Here is a 17,425-nt window from a genome sequence, read left to right as displayed (position 1 = left end):
GTTGTCCTGGCGTCACGCAGTCAACAGATCGTCGGCATCCACGATCGTGTACGAGTAGCCCTGCTCGGCGAGGAAGCGTTGGCGGTGGGCGGCGTAGTCGGTGTCGAGGGTGTCGCGCGACACCACCGAGTAGAAGTGGGCTTGGCGGCCGTCGGCTTTGGGGCGCAACAACCTGCCCAGTCGTTGGGCTTCTTCCTGGCGGGAGCCGAAGGTGCCGGATACCTGGACGGCGACCGACGCTTCGGGGAGGTCGATGGAGAAGTTGGCCACTTTGGACACGACGAGGACCCGTTGTTCGCCGCGGCGGAAGGCGTCGAAGAGCCTTTCCCTTTCCGCGACGCGGGTGGAGCCCTGGATGATCGGGACGTCCAGCAAGGCACCCAGTTCCTCCAACTGGTCGAGGTAGGCGCCGATCACCAGGGTGGGTTCGTCGGGGTGGCGGTCGAGGATTCGTTGTACCACAGGGAGTTTGGTGGCGACGGTGGAGCAGAGGCGGTATTTCACGTCGGATTCGGCGGTGGCGTAGGTGAGGCGCTCGCTGTCGGTCAGGGTGACGCGGACCTCGGTGCAGAGGGCGGGCGCGATCCAGCCCTGGTTCTCGATGTCGCGCCACGGCACGTCGTAGCGTTTGGGGCCGATCAACGAGAAGACATCGCCTTCGCGGCCGTCTTCGCGGACCAGGGTGGCCGTCAAACCAAGGCGGCGGCGGGACTGGAGGTCGGCGGTCATCCGGAACACGGGCGCGGGCAACAAATGCACCTCGTCGTAGACGACCAGGCCCCAGTCGCGGGAGTCGAACAGCTCGAGGTGGCGGTACTCGCCTTTGGACTTGCGGGTCATCACCTGGTAGGTGGCGATGGTGATCGGGCGGATCTCCTTGCGCTCGCCGGAGTACTCGCCGATCTCCTCTTCGGTCAGCGAGGTGCGGGCCAGCAGCTCCCGCCGCCACTGGTGTCCGGCCACGGTGTTCGTCACCAGGATCAGCGTGGTGGCCTGGGCCTGGGCCATCGCGGCGGCGCCGACCAGGGTCTTGCCGGCGCCGCAGGGGAGGACGATCACGCCGGAGCCGCCGGCCCAGAACGCCTCGGCCGCCTGGCGCTGGTAGTCGCGCAGGTGCCAGCCGTTCTCGCGCAAGGAGATCGCGTGGTACTCGCCGTCCACGTAGCCGGCCAGGTCCTCGGCCGGCCAGCCGACCTTCAGCAGCAGCTGCTTGAGCCGGCCGCGCTCGCTGGGGTGCACGATGACGGTGTCGTCGTCGATGCGGGCGCCGAGCATGGGGGCGATCTTCCTGTGCCGCCGCACCTCCTCCAGCACCGCACGGTCCACAGTGGCCATCACCAACCCGTGCGCGGGGTGGTTGACCAGCGTCAACCGGCCGTACCGGCCCATCGTGTCCACCACGTCGATCAGCAGCGGCTGCGGCACCGGGTAGCGGGAGAACCGGGACAACGCGTCGACGACCTGCTCCGCGTCGTGACCGGCGGCGCGCGCGTTCCACAGCGCCAGCGGGGTGATCCGGTAGGTGTGCACGTGCTCCGGCGCCCGCTCGAGTTCCGCGAACGGCGCGATCGCCACGCGGGCGTCGGCCGACCGCGGATGGTCGACCTCGAGTAGTAGCGTCTTGTCGGACTGCACGATCAACGGGCCATCGGTCACGTTGCCAGTCTCCCATTGACCCGCGGGCTACCAACGTGGCGAGGGCGCGATGAACCAGGGCTACCGTGGCCAGCACCTGCGGCCACGGCACACCGGACGCCGGCTGGTGGTCCTCGGTGCGGGCGTGGCGGTGGTCGCCGGCGTCGTCGCGGCCTGGCTGTACCTCACCCGCAACGAGCCGGTCCGCGCCGGCGAAGGCGACTGCATCCAGGTCAACCGGGCCACCGCGACGGACGCCGAGGTCGAGCGGATCGGCTGTGGCACAACCGAAGCGGCCTACAAGATCGGCAAGCGGCTGAGCAGCGACACCGGCGTCTGCCCGGACGGCAACTACGTCGAGTACGCCCAGCGCGGGCGCGGCAGCCTCAAGCTCTGCCTGATGCTGAACGCGAGCGAGGGCGACTGCTTCACCGAGCACGACCAGCGGCACACCCGGGCGGACTGCGCGTCGGCCGACTTCAAGGTCGTGAAGGTGATCAACGGCAAGGTCGACCCGGACGAGTGCGGCATCGAGGCGGCCACCGACCCGCGCGCCTACCCGCTGACCTACGCCGAGCCGCCCACCACGATCTGCCGGATCGCGGTCACATAACGATCTCCGGTAGCTTCGGTGAGGTGAGCGCCACGGTACGTGATGTCACCCGCGAGCTACTCCGCCAGTACGGTCTGACCACGGTGTTCGGTAATCCGGGCACCACCGAGATCGGTTTTCTGCGGGACTGGCCGAGTGACTTTCGTTACATACTCGGCCTGCAGGAGTCGGTGGTGGTGGCCATGGCCGACGGCTACGCGCAGGCGGCCGGGGTTCCGGTGCTGGTCAGCCTGCACTCGGCCGGTGGCGTCGGGCACGCTCTCGGGCACGTGTTCACCGCCTACCGGCAGCGCACCCCGATGATCGTGCTGGCCGGCCAGCAGGTGCGCTCCCTGCTCCAGCCGGGGGAGGCGTTCCTCGCCGCCGAGGACGCGGCGCTGTTCCCCCGCCCCTACGTGAAGTGGAGCTGCGAGCCGGCCCGGGCGGCCGACGTGCCGGCCGCGATCGCCCGCGCTTACCACGTGGCGACCCAGCCGCCGTACGGCCCGGTGTTCGTCTCGGTGCCGGCCGACGACTGGGACGCCGAGGCCGAACCGGTGCCGCCGCGGCCGCGGATCGCCGGCTACGCCGCGGATCCCGGCGCGCTGGCGGAGCTCGCCGCGGCGCTGGCGAACAGCGGCAGGCCGGCGATCGTGGTCGGGCCGGGGGTGGACGGCGACGGCGCGGTGCCCGACGTGGTGGCGCTGGCGGAGAAGAGCCGGGCCGGCGTGTGGGCCAGCCCGATGTCCTGGCGCTCCTCCTTCCCCGAGGATCACCCGCTGTTCCAAGGTTTCCTGCCGCCGGAGGAGCGCGGCACGGCCGAGCTCCTCGCCGGCTACGACCTGGTCCTGGTGCTCGGCGCGCCGGTGTTCACTTACCACGTGTTCCGCGGCGCCGCGACGGTGCCGCTGCCGCCGCTGTACCAGATCAGCGAGGACGAGCAGCTGCTGGCGCGGGCCCAGGCCGGGACCGGGATCCGGGCGACCGTGCGCGGTGCGGTGCGGGCGCTCACCGAGGCCATTCCGCTGGCCGAGCGGGAAAGGCCGTCGCCGCTGGCCCGCCCGCCGCGCCCGCCGGAGCGCGCCCCGATCCCGGCCAGCTACGTGTGCGCCGAGCTCGCCGAGGTGTTGCCGGAGGACGCGATCCTGGTCGAGGAGATCCCCAGCCACATCATGGTGCGCCGGGCCCACCTGCCGGTCCGCGCGCGGGGCACGGGCCTGCTCGCCACCGCCAGCGGCACCCTCGGCTACGCCCTGCCGGCGGCCATCGGCGCCGCCCTCGGCCGCCCGGACCGCACGGTGGTGGCGCTCCTCGGCGACGGCTCGGCGATGTACAGCATCCAAGCGCTCTGGACGGCCGTGCAGCACCGGGTCCCGGTCACCTTCGTCATCCTCGACAACACCCAGTACGCCGCGGTCCGCATCCTGGCCGAGAACGACGGCGGCGCCAAGGTCCCCGGCGTCGACCTCGGCGGCATCGACTTCGTCGCGCTCGCCGCCGGCATGGGCTGCGCCACCCACCTCGTCGAGCACGCCCACGACGTGCGCCCCGCCCTGACCAAGGCCCTCGCCGACGACCGCCCGACCCTGGTGCACATCAAAGTCGACCCGGACCCCGAACCGCTCTACTGAGCTCTCGGGCTGCCTCCGCGGCCCGGTACCCTTCTCCGCCCCTGCGGAGGACCGGTAGTGCACCGGCGACTCATCTGCAATGGCCGGTCTGGGATGCTGTCGACGTGGCGCGGTTCTACATCGGATACATCGAGATCAGCGCCGCGATGGCTGGGAAGCTGCAGTCGAAGCACGGGATCACCCCTGACGAGGTGCGAGAGGCTTGCCATCGCTACATCCAGGCTGGTTGGCATCACCACGAGCTTCACGGCAAGCGATTGCTGGTCGTCGGGGAGACGAGGGCGGGACGCAAACTAAAGGTGATCTTGCAGCCGGTCGATGTCACGGACGGTACCTGGCGCCTCCGAACGGCCCTTGTCGCGACGAACTGACATGAAGCATCATGGTGTCATGAAGGACCCAGACGAGTTCGACGAGTTCGACGTCACGTCGGATGAGTTTGACCAGATGTTGGAGGCTTCCGAGCCCGCAGCACTGGTCACGGGTGACAGCCTCAACGCCATCACCGGATATTTTCAGCCTGGGACTCGAGCGCTCTACACCATGTCTGTACATGGGTCTAGTGCAGTGGTCTCCTCTGCGGGCCGTATGGCGTGGTGGGGGCCTGGAGTCCTCCATGCACACTCCGCTGCGGTACCGTCTCGCGTATGAGCGAAGTCTCCGAGGCGGCAGTAGTATCAATCCTCATTGCCGATTATGCGGCGGCTGATTCAGTAGAAAAACTGAACATCATCGGCGGAGGCGTGTCAGTACTTGGGCTGACCCAAACTGGTGCGACAACTCCGTTCGCCCTCGTTGTCATAATAAGTCTTCCGCCCGCACTCTATCGCTCAGATTGTTCGGTGGAGATTGTGTTGGAAGACTCCTCGGGAAACGTGGTCTCTGTACCTGGGCCGACTACGGAACCGCAGCTCATGCGGGTCGCGCAGGCCGTAACCTTTGACGAGCCGCCACCCATACGAGGTGTGCTGATGCCCCGCGATGCCCTTCGTTCGCGTAAGCAGTTCGTGCTGAATTTTACGTTGGGCCTCCCCTTGGCGATGGGCGAACAATACGCGTGGCGGGTGAAGATAGATGGCGATACTCGCGATCACTGGGCGGAGATATTCGTTGTGCCACGCCCGAATCCAGGTCCGGTAATTGGGTAGTCACCGCTCGTGTGACACGTCTAACCACCGCCGCTGCGCTAACGGTTGATTCGCTGACTTCGGCGCGTTCCGCCGCCGGTCGTGTCAGCGGGTGGCGCCGGGAGGACCTGCCGCTGGGAGCGGCGTGCTCCCTACTGCGAGCGGCGCCCGCGGTTCACGCCTGGCCGGCCGTCGCCTCGCCCTAGGCCGCCCAGACCGCACGGTGGTCGCCGGCATGGGCTGCGCCATCCACCTCGTCGAGCACGCCCATGACGTGCGGCCCCGCCCTGACCAAAGCCCTCGCCGACGACCGTCCGACCCTCGTGCACATCAAGGTCGACCCGGACCCCGAACCGCGCTACTGACGGGTGGTGACCCGGGCCTGCCGGGCCGCCTCCGCGCGCTCGGCCGCCAGGAACCGGTCGGTGGTCGGCGCCGGCGTCCCGTCCGGGGAGTGGTGCAGCAGGCGGGCGATCTCGGTGCGGAGGTCGACGAACGTCGAGGAGCCGCGGGTGGTGATCTGGTCGCGGTCGGGGGGGAGGTCGACCGGGAGGTCGGCGACGATGGTGGCGGGGGAGCGGGACAGGACCAGCACGCGGTCGCCGAGGTAGACGCTTTCGTCGATGTCGTGGGTGACCAGCAACACCGTGGAGCCTTGCTCGCGGCGGACGCGCAGGAGCAGGTCCTCGAGCTCGGCGCGGGTCTGGGCGTCGACGGAGGCGAAGGGCTCGTCCATCAGCAGCAGGGCGGGTTGGCAGGCGAGGGCGCGGGCGATGGAGACGCGTTGCTGCATGCCGCCGGAGAGCTGCCAGGGGTACTTGCCGCCGACGTCGGCCAGGCCCACCCAGGAGAGTGCCTCCTCGGCTCGGGCGCGGCGCGCGGAACGGCGGGAAACCCGGCCACGCAAGGGAAACTCGACGTTGCGGCGGACCGAGAGCCAGGGGAACAGGGACCGGCTGTAGTCCTGGAAGACGACGGCGAGGTCGGCGGGGACGCCCGACACGAGGTCGCCGTGCAGGCGGATCTCCCCGCCGGACGGGGTGATCAGGCCGGCGATGCAGCGCAGCAGGGTGGATTTGCCGCAACCGGACGGTCCCACGATGCAGGCGAGCTGCCCGGCCTCGACGGTGAACGACAGCTCGTTCACCGCGGTGTGCGCGGTCGGGCCGCCGCCGTAGCGGTGCACGAGCCCGCTCACCGCCAGCATGGTCGGCATGTCTGTCATCCTCCCACTGCGAGGGAACGTTCGGTGTGCCGGCTCGGTTGCCAGCCCAGTACGCGGCGCTCGACCATGAGCAGCAACGCGTTGAGTGCGTAACCCAGGATGCCCAGCAGCACGATCCACGCCCACATGATCGTAAAGTCGAACTGGCGCTGCGCGAAGATCAGCTGGTAGCCGATTCCGCTGGTGCGCCCCACCAGCTCCGAGACAACCATGAGCAGCAGCGCGATGGAAAGGCTCAACCGCAACCCGGCGAAGATTTTCGGCAGCGCGGCCGGCAGCACCACGAACACGATCCAGCGGTGCCGCGGGGTGCGGAACGACCGGGCGGTGTCGGCCTGCAACGGGTCCACCGAGCGCACGCCGTCCACGGTGTTGAGCAGGATCGGCCACACCGTGCCGAAGATGATCGTGGCCAGCTTCATCTCGGTGTAGATGCCGAACAGCACCAGGAACACCGGGATCAGCGTCACCGGGGGGATCGTGCGGATGAACGCGAAGATCGGCCCGACGTAGTCCATGCCGGTGCGGGACCGGCCGAGCGCGGTGCCCAGCACGATGCCGATCACGGCGGCGAGCAGCCACCCGCCGAGCGCCCGGGCCAGGCTCGGCCCGATGTCGTCGAACCACGTCTTGGTGAGGAACAGCTGCGAGGCCGGGCCGGTGAACCACAGCTCGAAGCCCTGCGCAGCGATCTTGGTCGGTGGCGGGAAGTGCACGTCGTGCGCCGACCGCGCGGCCAGCTCCCATACGCCGAGCAGGCAGATGAGCGCGATCCAGCGCTGCACCACGGAGGCCAGCTGGCGGTTCACCGGTCCGCTCCGACCACCGTGCTCCACCGGAACCAGCGCCGGCCGAGCCATTCGAGGCTTTCGTTGATCAGGTAGCCGATGACCCCGGCGACCACCGTCGCGGCGAGCACCAGGTCCATCCGGCCACCGCCGTCATAGGCCTCGAGGGAGAACTTCCCGATCCCGCGCACCGCCCCGGCGATGTACTCCACGCTGATCACCACGATCAGCGCGATGGCCGCGGAGAGCCGGATGCCGGTGAAGATGAACGGCGCGGCGTGCGGCAGCGCCACCGAGGACATGATCCGGGTCCGGCGGGTGCCGAACGAGCGGGCGGTGTCCACCAGCAGCGGGTCGATCTCGTCCAGCGCGTAGATCGTGTTGAACAGGATCGGCCACACCGACGCGTACACCGCGAGGGTGATCTTCGTTTCCGGCCCGCTGCCGATCATCACGATGGCCGCGGGGATCAGCGCCACCGAGGGGATCGGCCGCAGCAGCTCCACGATCGCCCGGGTGGCCACCCGCAGGCCGGGAATGCTGCCCAGCAGCAACCCCGCCGGCACGGCGATCGCGATCGCGATGATCAGCGCGATCAGCCAGGCGAGCACGGTGGCGATGATGTCCCGGATGAACGACTCGGTGCCGAGGATCTCGACCAGCCGGCGGAGCACGGTGCTCGCCGGCGGAATGGACAGCGACGAGACCAGACCGGACCTGGGGGCCACTTCCCAGATGGCGAAGAAGCCCCCCAGTCCGATCAGGTTTCTGATGAGTGGTCGCAATGCCTATCCGGTGCTCGCGGACTTGGCGATCATCGACGCCGCATCGATCTTCTCCTTGATCACGCCGAACTCGAGCATCAGGTCGGGCACCCGCTGAATCCGGGTGGCGTCGAGCGAGGACGAGAACGCCAGCAGCGTGGACAGCTTCGCGGTCGCCGCGTCGATCTTGGCGAACTCCTGCAGCAGGCCCTCGACCTTGCTGCGGTCGGCCTTCGCCTCGTCGGTCGCCCGCTGCATGACCTTCTGCCACGCGGCCAGCGTCTTCGGGTAGTTCTTGACGAAGTCGGCATTGGCGCCGAAGCCCGCGGTCGGCATGTTCGCGGTCGGACCGACGGCGGTGTCGAACACCGGGACGGCGCCGTACTGCTTCTGCGCCTGGGTCAGGAACGGCTCGGTCAGGAACGCCGCGTCGACCTGTCCCTTGGACAGCGCCTCGCCGGTGGCCGGGAACGGCGTCTCGACCCACTGGATGGACTGCCAGTCCACCCCGTTGGTCTTGAGCGTGGACATGACGAGCAGGTCGGAGATGGTGTTGCGGGCCGTGACCGCGACACGCTTGCCCTTCATGTCGTTGATGTTCTTGACCGTGCCGTTCGGCATGGCCAGGACCATCGTCGCGCCGGGGCCGGCGGAGGAGGCGTCGGACACCAGCTTGATGTCGGCCGCGCCCTTGCTCTTCGCCACGAAGAACGGGGTGTAGCTGGAGTACGCGATGTCCACGTCCTTGGCCGTCAGCTTGGAGACGGACTCACCACCGCTCTTCGCGGTGAAGATGTCCTTGGCCGGGTCGAACGTGAAGCCGGCCTCCTTGAAGTAGCCGGCCTTGACCGCCAGCCAGAACGGGGCCAGGTCGGTCGTGGTCATCACCGAGATCTTGATGTTCGGCTTCTCCAGGCCGCCCGAGGAGCTGTTCGTGGCCGGGGCGTTGTCGTCGCCACCCAGCAGACCGCAGCCGGTCAGCGAGGCGAACAGGGCCATGGCCAGGGCGGGGATGCCGAGCCGGGGGAGTATGGAGCGTCTTAAAGAGGTAGTGCGTCGGGGCATGAAGCCTCTCCTCGTGGGTGAGGTGTCCGGTGGATGGTATGGACAACCGCGCAACACCGTAGCGACAGTGTCCATCGCGTCACAATCAGTGCCCGGAACTACGTATTTTGACGGTTGACATCACCCGATCGCGTGGTCTAGACCGTCTGCGGCACCGCTGCTTGTTTACTGACGCGGGTGCCAGCGATGCAGAAACAACGTTCCGTTAGCAACAACTACAAAGAGTTTCAGCCATGTCGGGTTGATACCGGTTTGTCAAGTTTTGGTATCGCTCGATCGTTGTCTGAGTGTGATCCGGTGTTCCACATGCGTGACCATCCACCCAAGAGGCTTACATCGTGGCGTAGACTCCGCTACCTTCGGTTGCCGAAGTGAGGTTGAGGGTTCATCGAAGCGGTGAGGGTGGGCGCAAGTGATGGGTCTTCACTGGGGTTCTGCATAGACGCTGACCTCAGGGATCAGGGCTACTGGCTGAAGAAACAGGGAGAGTGCTGGCAGTGCCCGACCACACCGCCGGGGGTCAACCTGGCCCCGGGATAGGCCCTTTACCGGGTGGTGCTGACGTGTCCGATCGTGACCGTGACGCCGCCGCGAGTGAGAGAGCCCGAGCCCTCGCCGCACGGCGAGCGGTCAAGGGCGGATCGCCGTGGCGCATGCGTAACTGGCGACTTCGTACGAAGCTGATCGCCGTTCTGTTCGTCCCGACGCTTACCGCGCTCGCGCTCGGTGGCCTGCGGGTGAAGGCCGACCTGGACCGGGCCGCCGACTTCCGGCACACGGTCAACCAGGTCGAGTTCGCCGGCAACATCACCAGCGTCATCCAGGAGCTGCAGAAGGAGCGCACGCTCTCGGTGGCCCGGGTGGCCAACGACCGCGGTGGACCGCGCGGCGAGCTGGACGCCCAGATCGGCCGGGTGGACGCGGCGGTCGCCGTGGCCCGGACGGCCGCCGGCCAGCTGGAGACCGACGACGCCGCCACCCAGCAGCGCTACAACCGCGGTCTGCAGCGGCTGAGCGCGCTGGCCGCGGTGCGCGACGCCGCGGACCGCAGCTCGCTGCCGGACATCGCGCTGTTCAACGCCTACTCCGGGATCCTGGACTCGCTGGTCCAGCTCGGGCGTGAGGTGAACACCGCGGGCACCGACCGGGAGTTGCTCCGGCAGGGCGCGGTGATCCAGGCGCTGTCCGAGGCCAAGGAGTTCGTCGGCCGGGAGAACGCGATCCTGCAGATCGCCGTCTCCACGCCGCGCAACGGCTTCCCCGGGGAACTGCTCAACCAGGCCCGGGCCGCACAGGCCGGCGCGCAGGCCCAGCTGTTCGGCTTCAACGCCAACGCGACGTCGGCGCAGCAGCAGCTGTTCTCCGACGTGGTCAGCGGCACCCAGGTCGACAACCGGGAGCGGCTCAAGCTGACCGCGTTCAGCAAGGCCGACAACGGCCAGCCGCTGAACTTCACCGACCAGCAGCGCCAGCAGATCACCAACGACGGCTTCGCCACGGTCGAGCGGATGCGCACGGTGGAGACCAGCCTGCTCGACCGGCTGCGCAGCGACGCCGACGCCCAGGCCGCCGCGGCCACCCGCTCGGCGTTCCGCAACGCCGGCATCGTGCTGGCCGCGCTGGCCCTCGCGCTGCTGCTGATGATCATCGTGACCCGGTCGCTGCTCAAGCCGCTGCGGGTGCTCCGGCGCGACGCGCTGGACGTGGCGAACCGCCGGCTGCCGGCCACCGTGCAGCGGATCCTGGCCGACCCGGACCCGGTGGCGGCGTCCAAGACGGCCATCGACCCGGTGCCGGTGTTCACACGCGAGGAAACCGGGCAGCTGGCCCGCTCCTTCGACGCAGTGCACGACCAGGCGATCAAGATGGCCACCGAGCAGGCCATGCTGCGGGACAACATCAACTCGATCTTCGTCAACCTGTCCCGGCGCAGCCAGGCGCTGGTCGAGCGGCAGCTGGCCCTGATCGACCGGCTGGAGCAGGACGAGCAGGACCCCGACCAGCTGGCCAGCCTGTTCGAGCTGGACCACCTGGCCACCCGGATGCGGCGCAACTCGGAAAGCCTGCTGGTGCTCTCCGGCAGTGGCCTGTCCCGGCAGCTGTCCCGGCCGGTGCCGGCCTCCGAGGTGGTCGGCGCCGCGGTCTCCGAGGTCGAGCACTACGCCCGGATCGAGGTCGTCTCGGCGCCCGAGGTCACGGTGCAGGGCCGGGCGGTCTCCGACCTGGTGCACCTCATCGCCGAGCTGCTGGACAACGCCACCTTCTTCTCCGAGCCGGACAAGAAGGTGATCGTCCGGATGGCGGTGACCCGAAAGAAGGAGCTGGCCATCCAGATCACCGACTCCGGCGTGGGCATGTCGGAGGACGAGATCGAGGCGGCCAACCAGCGCCTGGCCGACCCGCCGGACCTGGACGTGGCGGTGACCCGCCGGATGGGCCTCTACGTGGTCGCCCGGCTGGCCAAGCGGCACGGCATCATGGTGCGGCTGCGCGACAACGAGGACATCGAGGGCGGCCTGATCGCCCGGATCAACGTGCCGGCCGAGCTGGTCGCGCCGTCCTCGGGCACCACGTCGGTGACCTCGCCGGCCGCGCTCACCGGCGAGATCGCCACCACCTCCAGCCTGCTCGCGGCCGGCCCGCCGAGCTCGGTGACCCGGGGCGGCATCGCCGCGGCGTTCACCGGCGGCATGCCGCGGCTGCGTCCGGACGGCGGCCTGGTCGGCGAGTCCCAGGTGGACCGGCCGGCCCAGGAGGTCGCCGCGTACCCGCCGTACTCCCCGGCCTACGTCCCGCAGGGCGGGATCGGTACCGCCAACGGGACCGGGGCCGACAGCGGCGGCTGGACCAGCAAGCCGGCCGAGGCGGTCCCCGACGCGGGGGTGCGCAACGGCCAGCACGACGACTCGGCCACGGCGCTGTTCGGCAATCCACTCGCCGCGCCGGAACCGAATGCCGAGCAGCACACCGAGGTCGCGCCGCCACTGCCGGTCCGGGGCGCCAACCCCGAGGCAGCCCTCAACGTGGACGCTCCCACCGAGCGGCTGCCGATCTACGAGGCCGTGTTGTCGCAATGGTTCGAGGCCAACGACACCACCGGAGCGCAGAAGCGGGTCACGGAGGCCGCGGCCAAGAACGGCGAGGGTGCCGAGCAGCCGGGGGAGGAAGCGTTGGAGGTTCCGGAACCGACTCCATGGGTGTCCCCGGGAGACGAGGGCTGGCAGGCCGCCCGCGCTCTCCTGGAGAGCACCGAGGAAGACGCGTTGACCACGGCCGGCCTGCCGAAACGCGTGCCCAAGGCGCACCTGGTGCCCGGGTCCGCCGCGCCCCGGCACGAGAAGGCCACCGAGGAGGAGCCGGTGCACATGCCGCTCCCACCGCGCTCGGCCGAGGCGGTCCGCGGCCGCATGTCCAGCTTCCAGCAGGGGGTACGGCGTGGCCGGCACGCCCTCATCGACGCCTACGCTGGTGACCAGTCCGGTTCAGACGAGAGCCGTCAAAGCGAGGAGCAGGAGTGACGACCGCGACGTCAGCGCAGCCCGGGAGTTTCGGGTGGCTCATCACTGATTTCGTTCGACAGGTGCCCGGCGTGGCACATGCCGTGGTGGTCTCGGCGGACGGTCTGCTGCTCGCCAGCTCCCAGGGCTTGCCTCGGGACCGGGCCGAGCAGCTGTCCGCCGTGTCGTCCGGCCTGGTCAGCCTCACCCAGGGGGCGGCCCGCTGTTTCGAAGCGGGCGGGGTGAACCAGACCGTGGTCGAGATGGACCGCGGCTACCTCTTCCTGATGTCGATCTCGGACGGCTCGTGCCTGGCGGTGCTGGCCGCGCCGAACTGCGACATCGGTCTGGTGGCCTACGAGATGACGTTGCTGGTCGAGCGGGTGGGCCAGCAGATGACTCCGGAGCTGCGTGCCCAGTTGCAGGGAGCGCAGCGCAGGTGAACCTCTGCACGTCAGGGTGGTCGGCGTGCCAGAGCGGAAGGTAGCCGAAATGCCGGAGAGAGGTTGGGAGGACCTTCCCGAACACGGCGACGCGCCGAACCGGTTCGATGTGGGCGGTTTGGGAGCGCGGCTGTTCGGGGGCCCGAGCGCCACCCTGTACGGCGACCCGGGGATCCCCGCACCGACCGACTGGGACAGCAAGGAGATCCCGTCGCTGATGTCGGGTACCGACGGTCATCCGATCGTCGACCCCGGCGACGGGCACGAGGCCGGCTCGATGGTGCGCCCGTACACCAAGACCGGCGGGCGTACCCGGTCCGATTATGATCTTGCTATCGAGGCGCTGGTCTCCACCAGCGAGCGGGGCAGGTCACCGGACGCGGCGGTGCGGCCGGAGCATCGCTCCATTTGTGGACTGTGCCTTGACACCAGGTCCGTCGCGGAGGTGGCCGCTCATCTTCGGCTGCCGCTCGGCGTCGCCAGAGTGTTGATCGGAGATATGGCTGGCTTGGGGCTCGTCCTGATCCATCAGAGCGGCATGGTCGTGGGCGACCGGCCGTCTATCGAATTCATGGAAAGGGTGCTCAGTGGTCTCCGCAGGCTCTAGTCCCCTCAGCTCGCGCGGCGCCGCCGCACCGCAGCCGACGACCTCGGCCAAGATCGTGGTCGCCGGTGGGTTCGGCGTCGGCAAGACGACCTTCGTCGGCTCGGTCTCGGAGATCGTTCCGCTGACCACCGAGGCCGTGATGACCGAGGCGAGTGTTGACGTCGACGACCTGTCGGCCACGCCCAACAAGGTCACCACCACGGTCGCCATGGACTTCGGGCGCGTGTCCCTGGACAGCGACCTGATCCTGTACCTGTTCGGCACGCCCGGCCAGCACCGGTTCTGGTTCATGTGGGACGACCTGGTGCGCGGTGCGATCGGCGCGGTGGTGCTGGTCGACACCCGGCGCTTAGCCGACGCGTTCGCCTCGATCGACTTCTTCGAGGACCGCCAGCTTCCCTACGTGATCGCGATCAACTGCTTCGACCGGGTCCTGCACCACCGCGTCGACGACGTGCGCGACGCGTTGACCATCGAGCAGACGGTCCCGGTCGTCACCTGCGACGCCCGCGACCGCGAGTCCACCAAGGAAACCCTGATCACGCTGGTCGAGCACGCCATGCACCAGCGGATGTCGGCGCGCGCGGTCTGAGGTGGTTGTCCACACGCCATCCCGGCCTGTGGACAACCCGGTGGTTCGCAGGTCAGGCGGCTTCCCCGAGGGCGCGGCGGGCGTAGTAGCTCATGGCGGCCGTCGCCTCGGTGGCCGCGTCGAGGTCTTCCCGAGCGAAGGCGCGTAAGGCGTCGGCCGCGCGGCAGGCCCCCATGATCGCGTCGATCATGCGCTCGTGCTCGTCGTCGGTGCGGCTGAGGTCGAGCTTGCTGAGCAGGTTGCGCACCGATGCGTCGATGCTGTCGGCCCGGTCGAGGAAATCCCGGCGCACGGCCGCCGGCTGCTGCTCCTCGGGTGTCTGATCGTCCGCCATACCTCACGGTGCGTCGGACTGGTCAAAAACTGGTCGTCGCCGGCTCGAGAGTGGCTATGCCAGCGGAAACCGGTGTTCAATTGCGCTCGCTCCGCTCGCGCGGTGATCGGCCTCTTGGCCCGGTGCCTGCCCCTACCTGCGCTGCTCGGTCGCTCGCTCTCTGCGCTGCTCGTCCGGGGAAGACACCGGCGGCCGATCACGCGACGGGTTCGCTTGCTGGCTCGAGCGTGACTCTTCGAGTTTCGCGGTGTGGCAACGCTTTCCGGACTGCGCGCCAGGTAGGCGACTTCCTCGTCAACGTTGCGGCCGGGCGAGCACGCAGTCGAACGCCTCGGCCGAGATCACCGCGCGCACGGCTTCGATCGTGTCTCCGTCGATCCGCGCGGGCGAGGCGAACGGATAGAGCACGGTGACGTGCGCCGGCACGCCCCACTGCGCGGAGTGGTCAAGATCACGCCGGTGCCTGCCGACCACCGGCTCGGCCTCCGGCACGGCCACGATCAGCGCACTTTCCCTCATTCCTCCACCAGCGCCGCCGAGGTGATCCGGTGCAGCGGGTACTGCCGCACCGCGCCGTGCATGACGTCGCGGCCCTCGAGAATGCCGCCGCCGACCCGGAACGGGTCCACGATCCGCTGGCTCGCGCTGCCGTGGCCGTCGACGAACCAGATCCACACGCGGCTCTGCTGCTGGATCGCCTCGCGCAGCAGGGCCACCGTGGCGCCGGTGTCGGCGGCGCCGGTGCCGGCGGCCAGGGACACCGACCGGCCGCGCCGGCCCTCGGCCGCGCGATCCCCGGCGCGGATGGTCCGGACCACCTCGGCGAGCTGGTCGTCGGAGGGCGTCCGGGCCACGGCCGGCCGCCGCGAGCTGCGGGCCGGCGCGGGCACCCGGCGGCCCTGCTGGCGCAGGTCGATGATCTGGCCGTCCGGGCCCTCGGCGGCCGGGGCGTAGCCGGCCGCACGCAGGTCTTCCAGCACGTCCATCAGCGGCAGCGGGCTGACCAGCACGTTGGGAGCGATCCGGCGCAGCTCCAGGGATGCGGCGACCGGGTGCGCGGCGATCTCGGCGATCAGCACCGGGTCGTCGCAGCGCAGGAACGACGCGGCCGCCCCGCCGCGCAGCCGGCCGTGCCGGCGGGCCACGTCGTCGATCAGGTAGCTCAACCCCTGCGGGATCGGGGTGCGCGACCGGGTGGTGAACAGCTCGTGCAGCTCGGTGGCGGTGCGCCCGGCGTCCAGGGCGCGCCGCACCGAGGCCTCGGTGACCCGGTAGACGGTGGCGCTGCCGGCCGACTCGACGTCCGCGGTCTCGCTGATCTGCGCGGCCAGGTCGGGCTCCAGCGGGCCGGGGGCGACCACGGTGAGGTCGGCCTGCACCAGCACGTGATCCACCGGCGTGGGCATGGCCTCGGCCAGCCGCTTGGCCGCGCCTGCCGGGTCCTCCTCGAGCAGCGACCGGCCGGGTGCGCTGACCGCGCCGAGGGCCAGCACGCCGAGTGTGGTCGCCTCGCGCAGGGTCCACCGGACGATCTCGTCGCGCAGCCGCCCGCCGCGCCGCGGGGCCCGCCAGGCCAGCACGGCCACCAGGTCGTCCGGGGCGACGCCGGTGCCGGGCGGCAGCTCGGCGAGCGCCGCCAGCACCCGCCGCCGCTCCGCCGGCGCCGGCGGCCGGCGCAGGTCCTCGGACAGCGGGGCGAGCACCCGGTCCTTGGTGTCCCGCAGCCCGCCGAGACCGGGCAGCCGGGGCAGGTCCAGCCAGGCCGTGGCGAGCGTGGCCCACCGGTTGGCCGGGCTCGCGCCGAGCCAGCCGTCGGCCTGCGTGGTCGGCACCCACTCGGGGTTCACCGTGCCGCTGGCCGCCACCAGCGCCGCGCCGGTGGCGAGCTCGGCGATCAGCGTGGCGTGCCGCTCGTCGGTGTCCAGGTCCCGGGCCAGCCGGCGCAGCTCGCGCACCCCCAGCCCGCCGGACTTGAGCACCGGTGGTGGCTCCCCGGACCACGCAGTCAGCAGGGACTCTGTGCGCCGCAACAACTCCAGCACCTCGCCGGCCGCCGTCGCGTCTACAGTGGACGGATTGTGGAAGGTGCTCCGGAGCCGCGGCTCGTCCAGCGCGAGTGTCCCGAGTGGACTGTCGCCGCGCAGGGCGAGCCCGACCTGGCGGGGCAGCTCGACGGTTTCGGCGTCCCGGCGGACCAGCAGGCCCATGGCGAGCAGCCGTTGCACCGGCGTGGTCGCCTGCTCCAGCGGCACCACGACGGCCGCGTCCCGGGTCTGGCCGATCGGCTGGCCGTGCGCCAGCGAGGTGAGCTTGCGCCGTTCCTCGTCGGTGACCCTGTCCAGCAGCGCCGCCACATCCTGGCCGGTCAGGGCGGCGGACGGGCGGCCGAGCCCGTTGGGGAACGGCCCGCCCGCCTCGCGCGCCGCCGGCACCAGTGAGATCGCCTCGTCGGTGCCCCAGGCGATGGCCAGGTGCCGCAGCTTGTCCACCGCGGCCGCGACCCGTTCGGCCGCCGCACCCAGGGTGCCGACGACGGCCGTCAGCGGTACCGGCGTTTGATCGGCGTCTCCGAACAGCAGGGCGTCCAGCACGGCGAGGGTGAACGTGTCCAGCCCCTCCGCGGCCCGGGCCACCGACGCCCGGGCGCCGGCCCGGGCGGCGAGCACGGTGCTGTCCGCGGCCGGCGGCGTGGCCAGATCCGGCCGCGCCCGCAGCAGGGCGACGAGCGCGTCGTCATCCCGCGCCCGGAGCCACTGGGTGAGCGTCTCGACCGGCACCCTGACCACGTTACTGTGCTGGTAGGTACCAATCCGACCGGGAGCAGGCGTTCCCGCAGGTGCAGGCGTTGCGGAAGTTGGCCTACTCCCGGTCTCCTTGGTACGTGCGGCCAGGTACCCTACTGCTCGCATCAGAAGATAGGGAGGGCCGGTGGCGAAGGGCGTCAACACGGGTCGGATCGACCCGACGTGGCCGGGTGACGACGACAACGGCCAGCACCCGGTGAGCGAGATCGCGGCCGACCGGCAGGGCGCGCTGTCCCCGTTCGGTGACCTGAGCTTCCCGCTCCCGCCGGACCGGCTCGGCTACGAGCACCCGGTCACGGAGATCAACAAGTAACACTCGAC

Annotated in this window: 17 protein-coding genes; 9 read left to right on the top strand and 8 right to left on the bottom strand. The window is 70.0% G+C overall.

Translation table 11 applies throughout. From position 1 onward, the window contains the following. Window positions 1-12: 12 nt before the first annotated feature. On the bottom strand, window positions 13-1,656 hold the full coding sequence (locus VGR06_RS32985) for a DNA repair helicase XPB (RefSeq protein ID WP_327563096.1): 1,644 nt from the start codon (window positions 1,654-1,656) through the stop codon (window positions 13-15). Window positions 1,657-1,705: 49 nt separating this feature from the next. On the opposite strand from VGR06_RS32985, the gene VGR06_RS32980 reads away from it, so the two are divergent. The 4 genes from VGR06_RS32980 (at window position 1,706) to VGR06_RS32965 (ending at window position 5,006) form a co-directional block, all read left to right on the top strand. After that, the gene (locus VGR06_RS32980; protein ID WP_327563095.1) at window positions 1,706-2,248 is read left to right on the top strand and encodes an LppU/SCO3897 family protein; all 543 of its coding nucleotides are present in this window, start codon (window positions 1,706-1,708) and stop codon (window positions 2,246-2,248) included. A gap of 23 nt (window positions 2,249-2,271) precedes the next feature. Continuing rightward, complete coding sequence (gene mdlC, locus VGR06_RS32975) at window positions 2,272-3,858, top strand: benzoylformate decarboxylase (RefSeq protein WP_327563094.1); 1,587 nt, start codon at window positions 2,272-2,274, stop codon at window positions 3,856-3,858. Window positions 3,859-3,962: 104 nt separating this feature from the next. Next, the gene (locus VGR06_RS32970; RefSeq protein ID WP_327563093.1) at window positions 3,963-4,229 is read left to right on the top strand and encodes a hypothetical protein; all 267 of its coding nucleotides are present in this window, start codon (window positions 3,963-3,965) and stop codon (window positions 4,227-4,229) included. Window positions 4,230-4,505: 276 nt separating this feature from the next. Further along, on the top strand, window positions 4,506-5,006 hold the full coding sequence (locus VGR06_RS32965) for a hypothetical protein (protein WP_327563092.1): 501 nt from the start codon (window positions 4,506-4,508) through the stop codon (window positions 5,004-5,006). Between the two features lie 337 nt (window positions 5,007-5,343). On the opposite strand, the gene VGR06_RS32960 is transcribed toward VGR06_RS32965, so the two are convergent. The 4 genes from VGR06_RS32960 to VGR06_RS32945 are packed head-to-tail and all read right to left on the bottom strand — an operon-like array spanning window position 5,344 to window position 8,761. Next, window positions 5,344-6,201 (bottom strand): ABC transporter ATP-binding protein, encoded by an 858-nt coding sequence (locus VGR06_RS32960; protein WP_327563091.1) that lies wholly within the window; start codon window positions 6,199-6,201, stop codon window positions 5,344-5,346. Between the two features lie 5 nt (window positions 6,202-6,206). Further along, window positions 6,207-7,070 carry an ABC transporter permease gene (locus VGR06_RS32955; RefSeq protein WP_414637387.1) on the bottom strand — a complete coding sequence of 288 codons (864 nt, stop codon included), beginning with the start codon at window positions 7,068-7,070 and terminating at the stop codon, window positions 6,207-6,209. Continuing rightward, a complete protein-coding gene (locus VGR06_RS32950) occupies window positions 7,016-7,783 on the bottom strand; it encodes an ABC transporter permease (protein WP_327563089.1) in 768 nt (255 codons plus the stop codon). Before VGR06_RS32950 ends, VGR06_RS32955 begins: the two co-directional genes overlap by 55 nt. Before the next feature lie 3 nt (window positions 7,784-7,786). Beyond that, entirely contained in the window at window positions 7,787-8,761 is a 975-nt protein-coding gene (locus VGR06_RS32945; protein ID WP_327563088.1) for an ABC transporter substrate-binding protein, read from the bottom strand. Window positions 8,762-9,480: 719 nt separating this feature from the next. Between VGR06_RS32945 and VGR06_RS32940 the strand changes: the two genes are divergently transcribed. Genes VGR06_RS32940 through VGR06_RS32925 form a run of 4 tightly spaced genes read left to right on the top strand, consistent with a single transcriptional unit; the run spans window position 9,481 to window position 13,966 of the window. Continuing rightward, the gene (locus VGR06_RS32940; protein ID WP_327563087.1) at window positions 9,481-12,345 is read left to right on the top strand and encodes a nitrate- and nitrite sensing domain-containing protein; all 2,865 of its coding nucleotides are present in this window, start codon (window positions 9,481-9,483) and stop codon (window positions 12,343-12,345) included. Then, window positions 12,342-12,767 (top strand): roadblock/LC7 domain-containing protein, encoded by a 426-nt coding sequence (locus tag VGR06_RS32935; RefSeq protein ID WP_327563086.1) that lies wholly within the window; start codon window positions 12,342-12,344, stop codon window positions 12,765-12,767. Before VGR06_RS32940 ends, VGR06_RS32935 begins: the two co-directional genes overlap by 4 nt. Window positions 12,768-12,792: 25 nt before the next feature. Further along, complete coding sequence (locus VGR06_RS44115; RefSeq protein WP_414637386.1) at window positions 12,793-13,374, top strand: DUF742 domain-containing protein; 582 nt, start codon at window positions 12,793-12,795, stop codon at window positions 13,372-13,374. Further along, entirely contained in the window at window positions 13,355-13,966 is a 612-nt protein-coding gene (locus VGR06_RS32925) for an ATP/GTP-binding protein (protein WP_327563085.1), read from the top strand. The genes VGR06_RS44115 and VGR06_RS32925 overlap by 20 nt, the downstream gene beginning before the upstream one ends. Window positions 13,967-14,018: 52 nt before the next feature. On the opposite strand, the gene VGR06_RS32920 is transcribed toward VGR06_RS32925, so the two are convergent. From VGR06_RS32920 to VGR06_RS32910, 3 genes are all read right to left on the bottom strand, one after another. Continuing rightward, window positions 14,019-14,300: a hypothetical protein gene (locus VGR06_RS32920; protein WP_327563084.1), complete on the bottom strand. Its 282-nt coding sequence runs from the start codon at window positions 14,298-14,300 to the stop codon at window positions 14,019-14,021. Between the two features lie 294 nt (window positions 14,301-14,594). Then, complete coding sequence (locus tag VGR06_RS32915) at window positions 14,595-14,819, bottom strand: hypothetical protein (RefSeq protein ID WP_327563083.1); 225 nt, start codon at window positions 14,817-14,819, stop codon at window positions 14,595-14,597. Continuing rightward, window positions 14,816-17,077 carry a helicase-associated domain-containing protein gene (locus VGR06_RS32910; protein WP_327563082.1) on the bottom strand — a complete coding sequence of 754 codons (2,262 nt, stop codon included), beginning with the start codon at window positions 17,075-17,077 and terminating at the stop codon, window positions 14,816-14,818. Before VGR06_RS32910 ends, VGR06_RS32915 begins: the two co-directional genes overlap by 4 nt. A gap of 151 nt (window positions 17,078-17,228) precedes the next feature. Here VGR06_RS32910 and VGR06_RS32905 point away from each other — a divergent pair, with 151 nt between their 5' ends. Beyond that, window positions 17,229-17,417 carry a hypothetical protein gene (locus VGR06_RS32905; protein WP_327563081.1) on the top strand — a complete coding sequence of 63 codons (189 nt, stop codon included), beginning with the start codon at window positions 17,229-17,231 and terminating at the stop codon, window positions 17,415-17,417. The last annotated feature ends 8 nt before the right edge of the window (window positions 17,418-17,425 follow it).

The organism is Actinophytocola sp., assembly GCF_036002505.1.
In the GTDB taxonomy this organism is placed as follows: domain Bacteria; phylum Actinomycetota; class Actinomycetes; order Mycobacteriales; family Pseudonocardiaceae; genus DASYTH01.
This window is presented reverse-complemented; position numbering and strand designations above follow the sequence as displayed.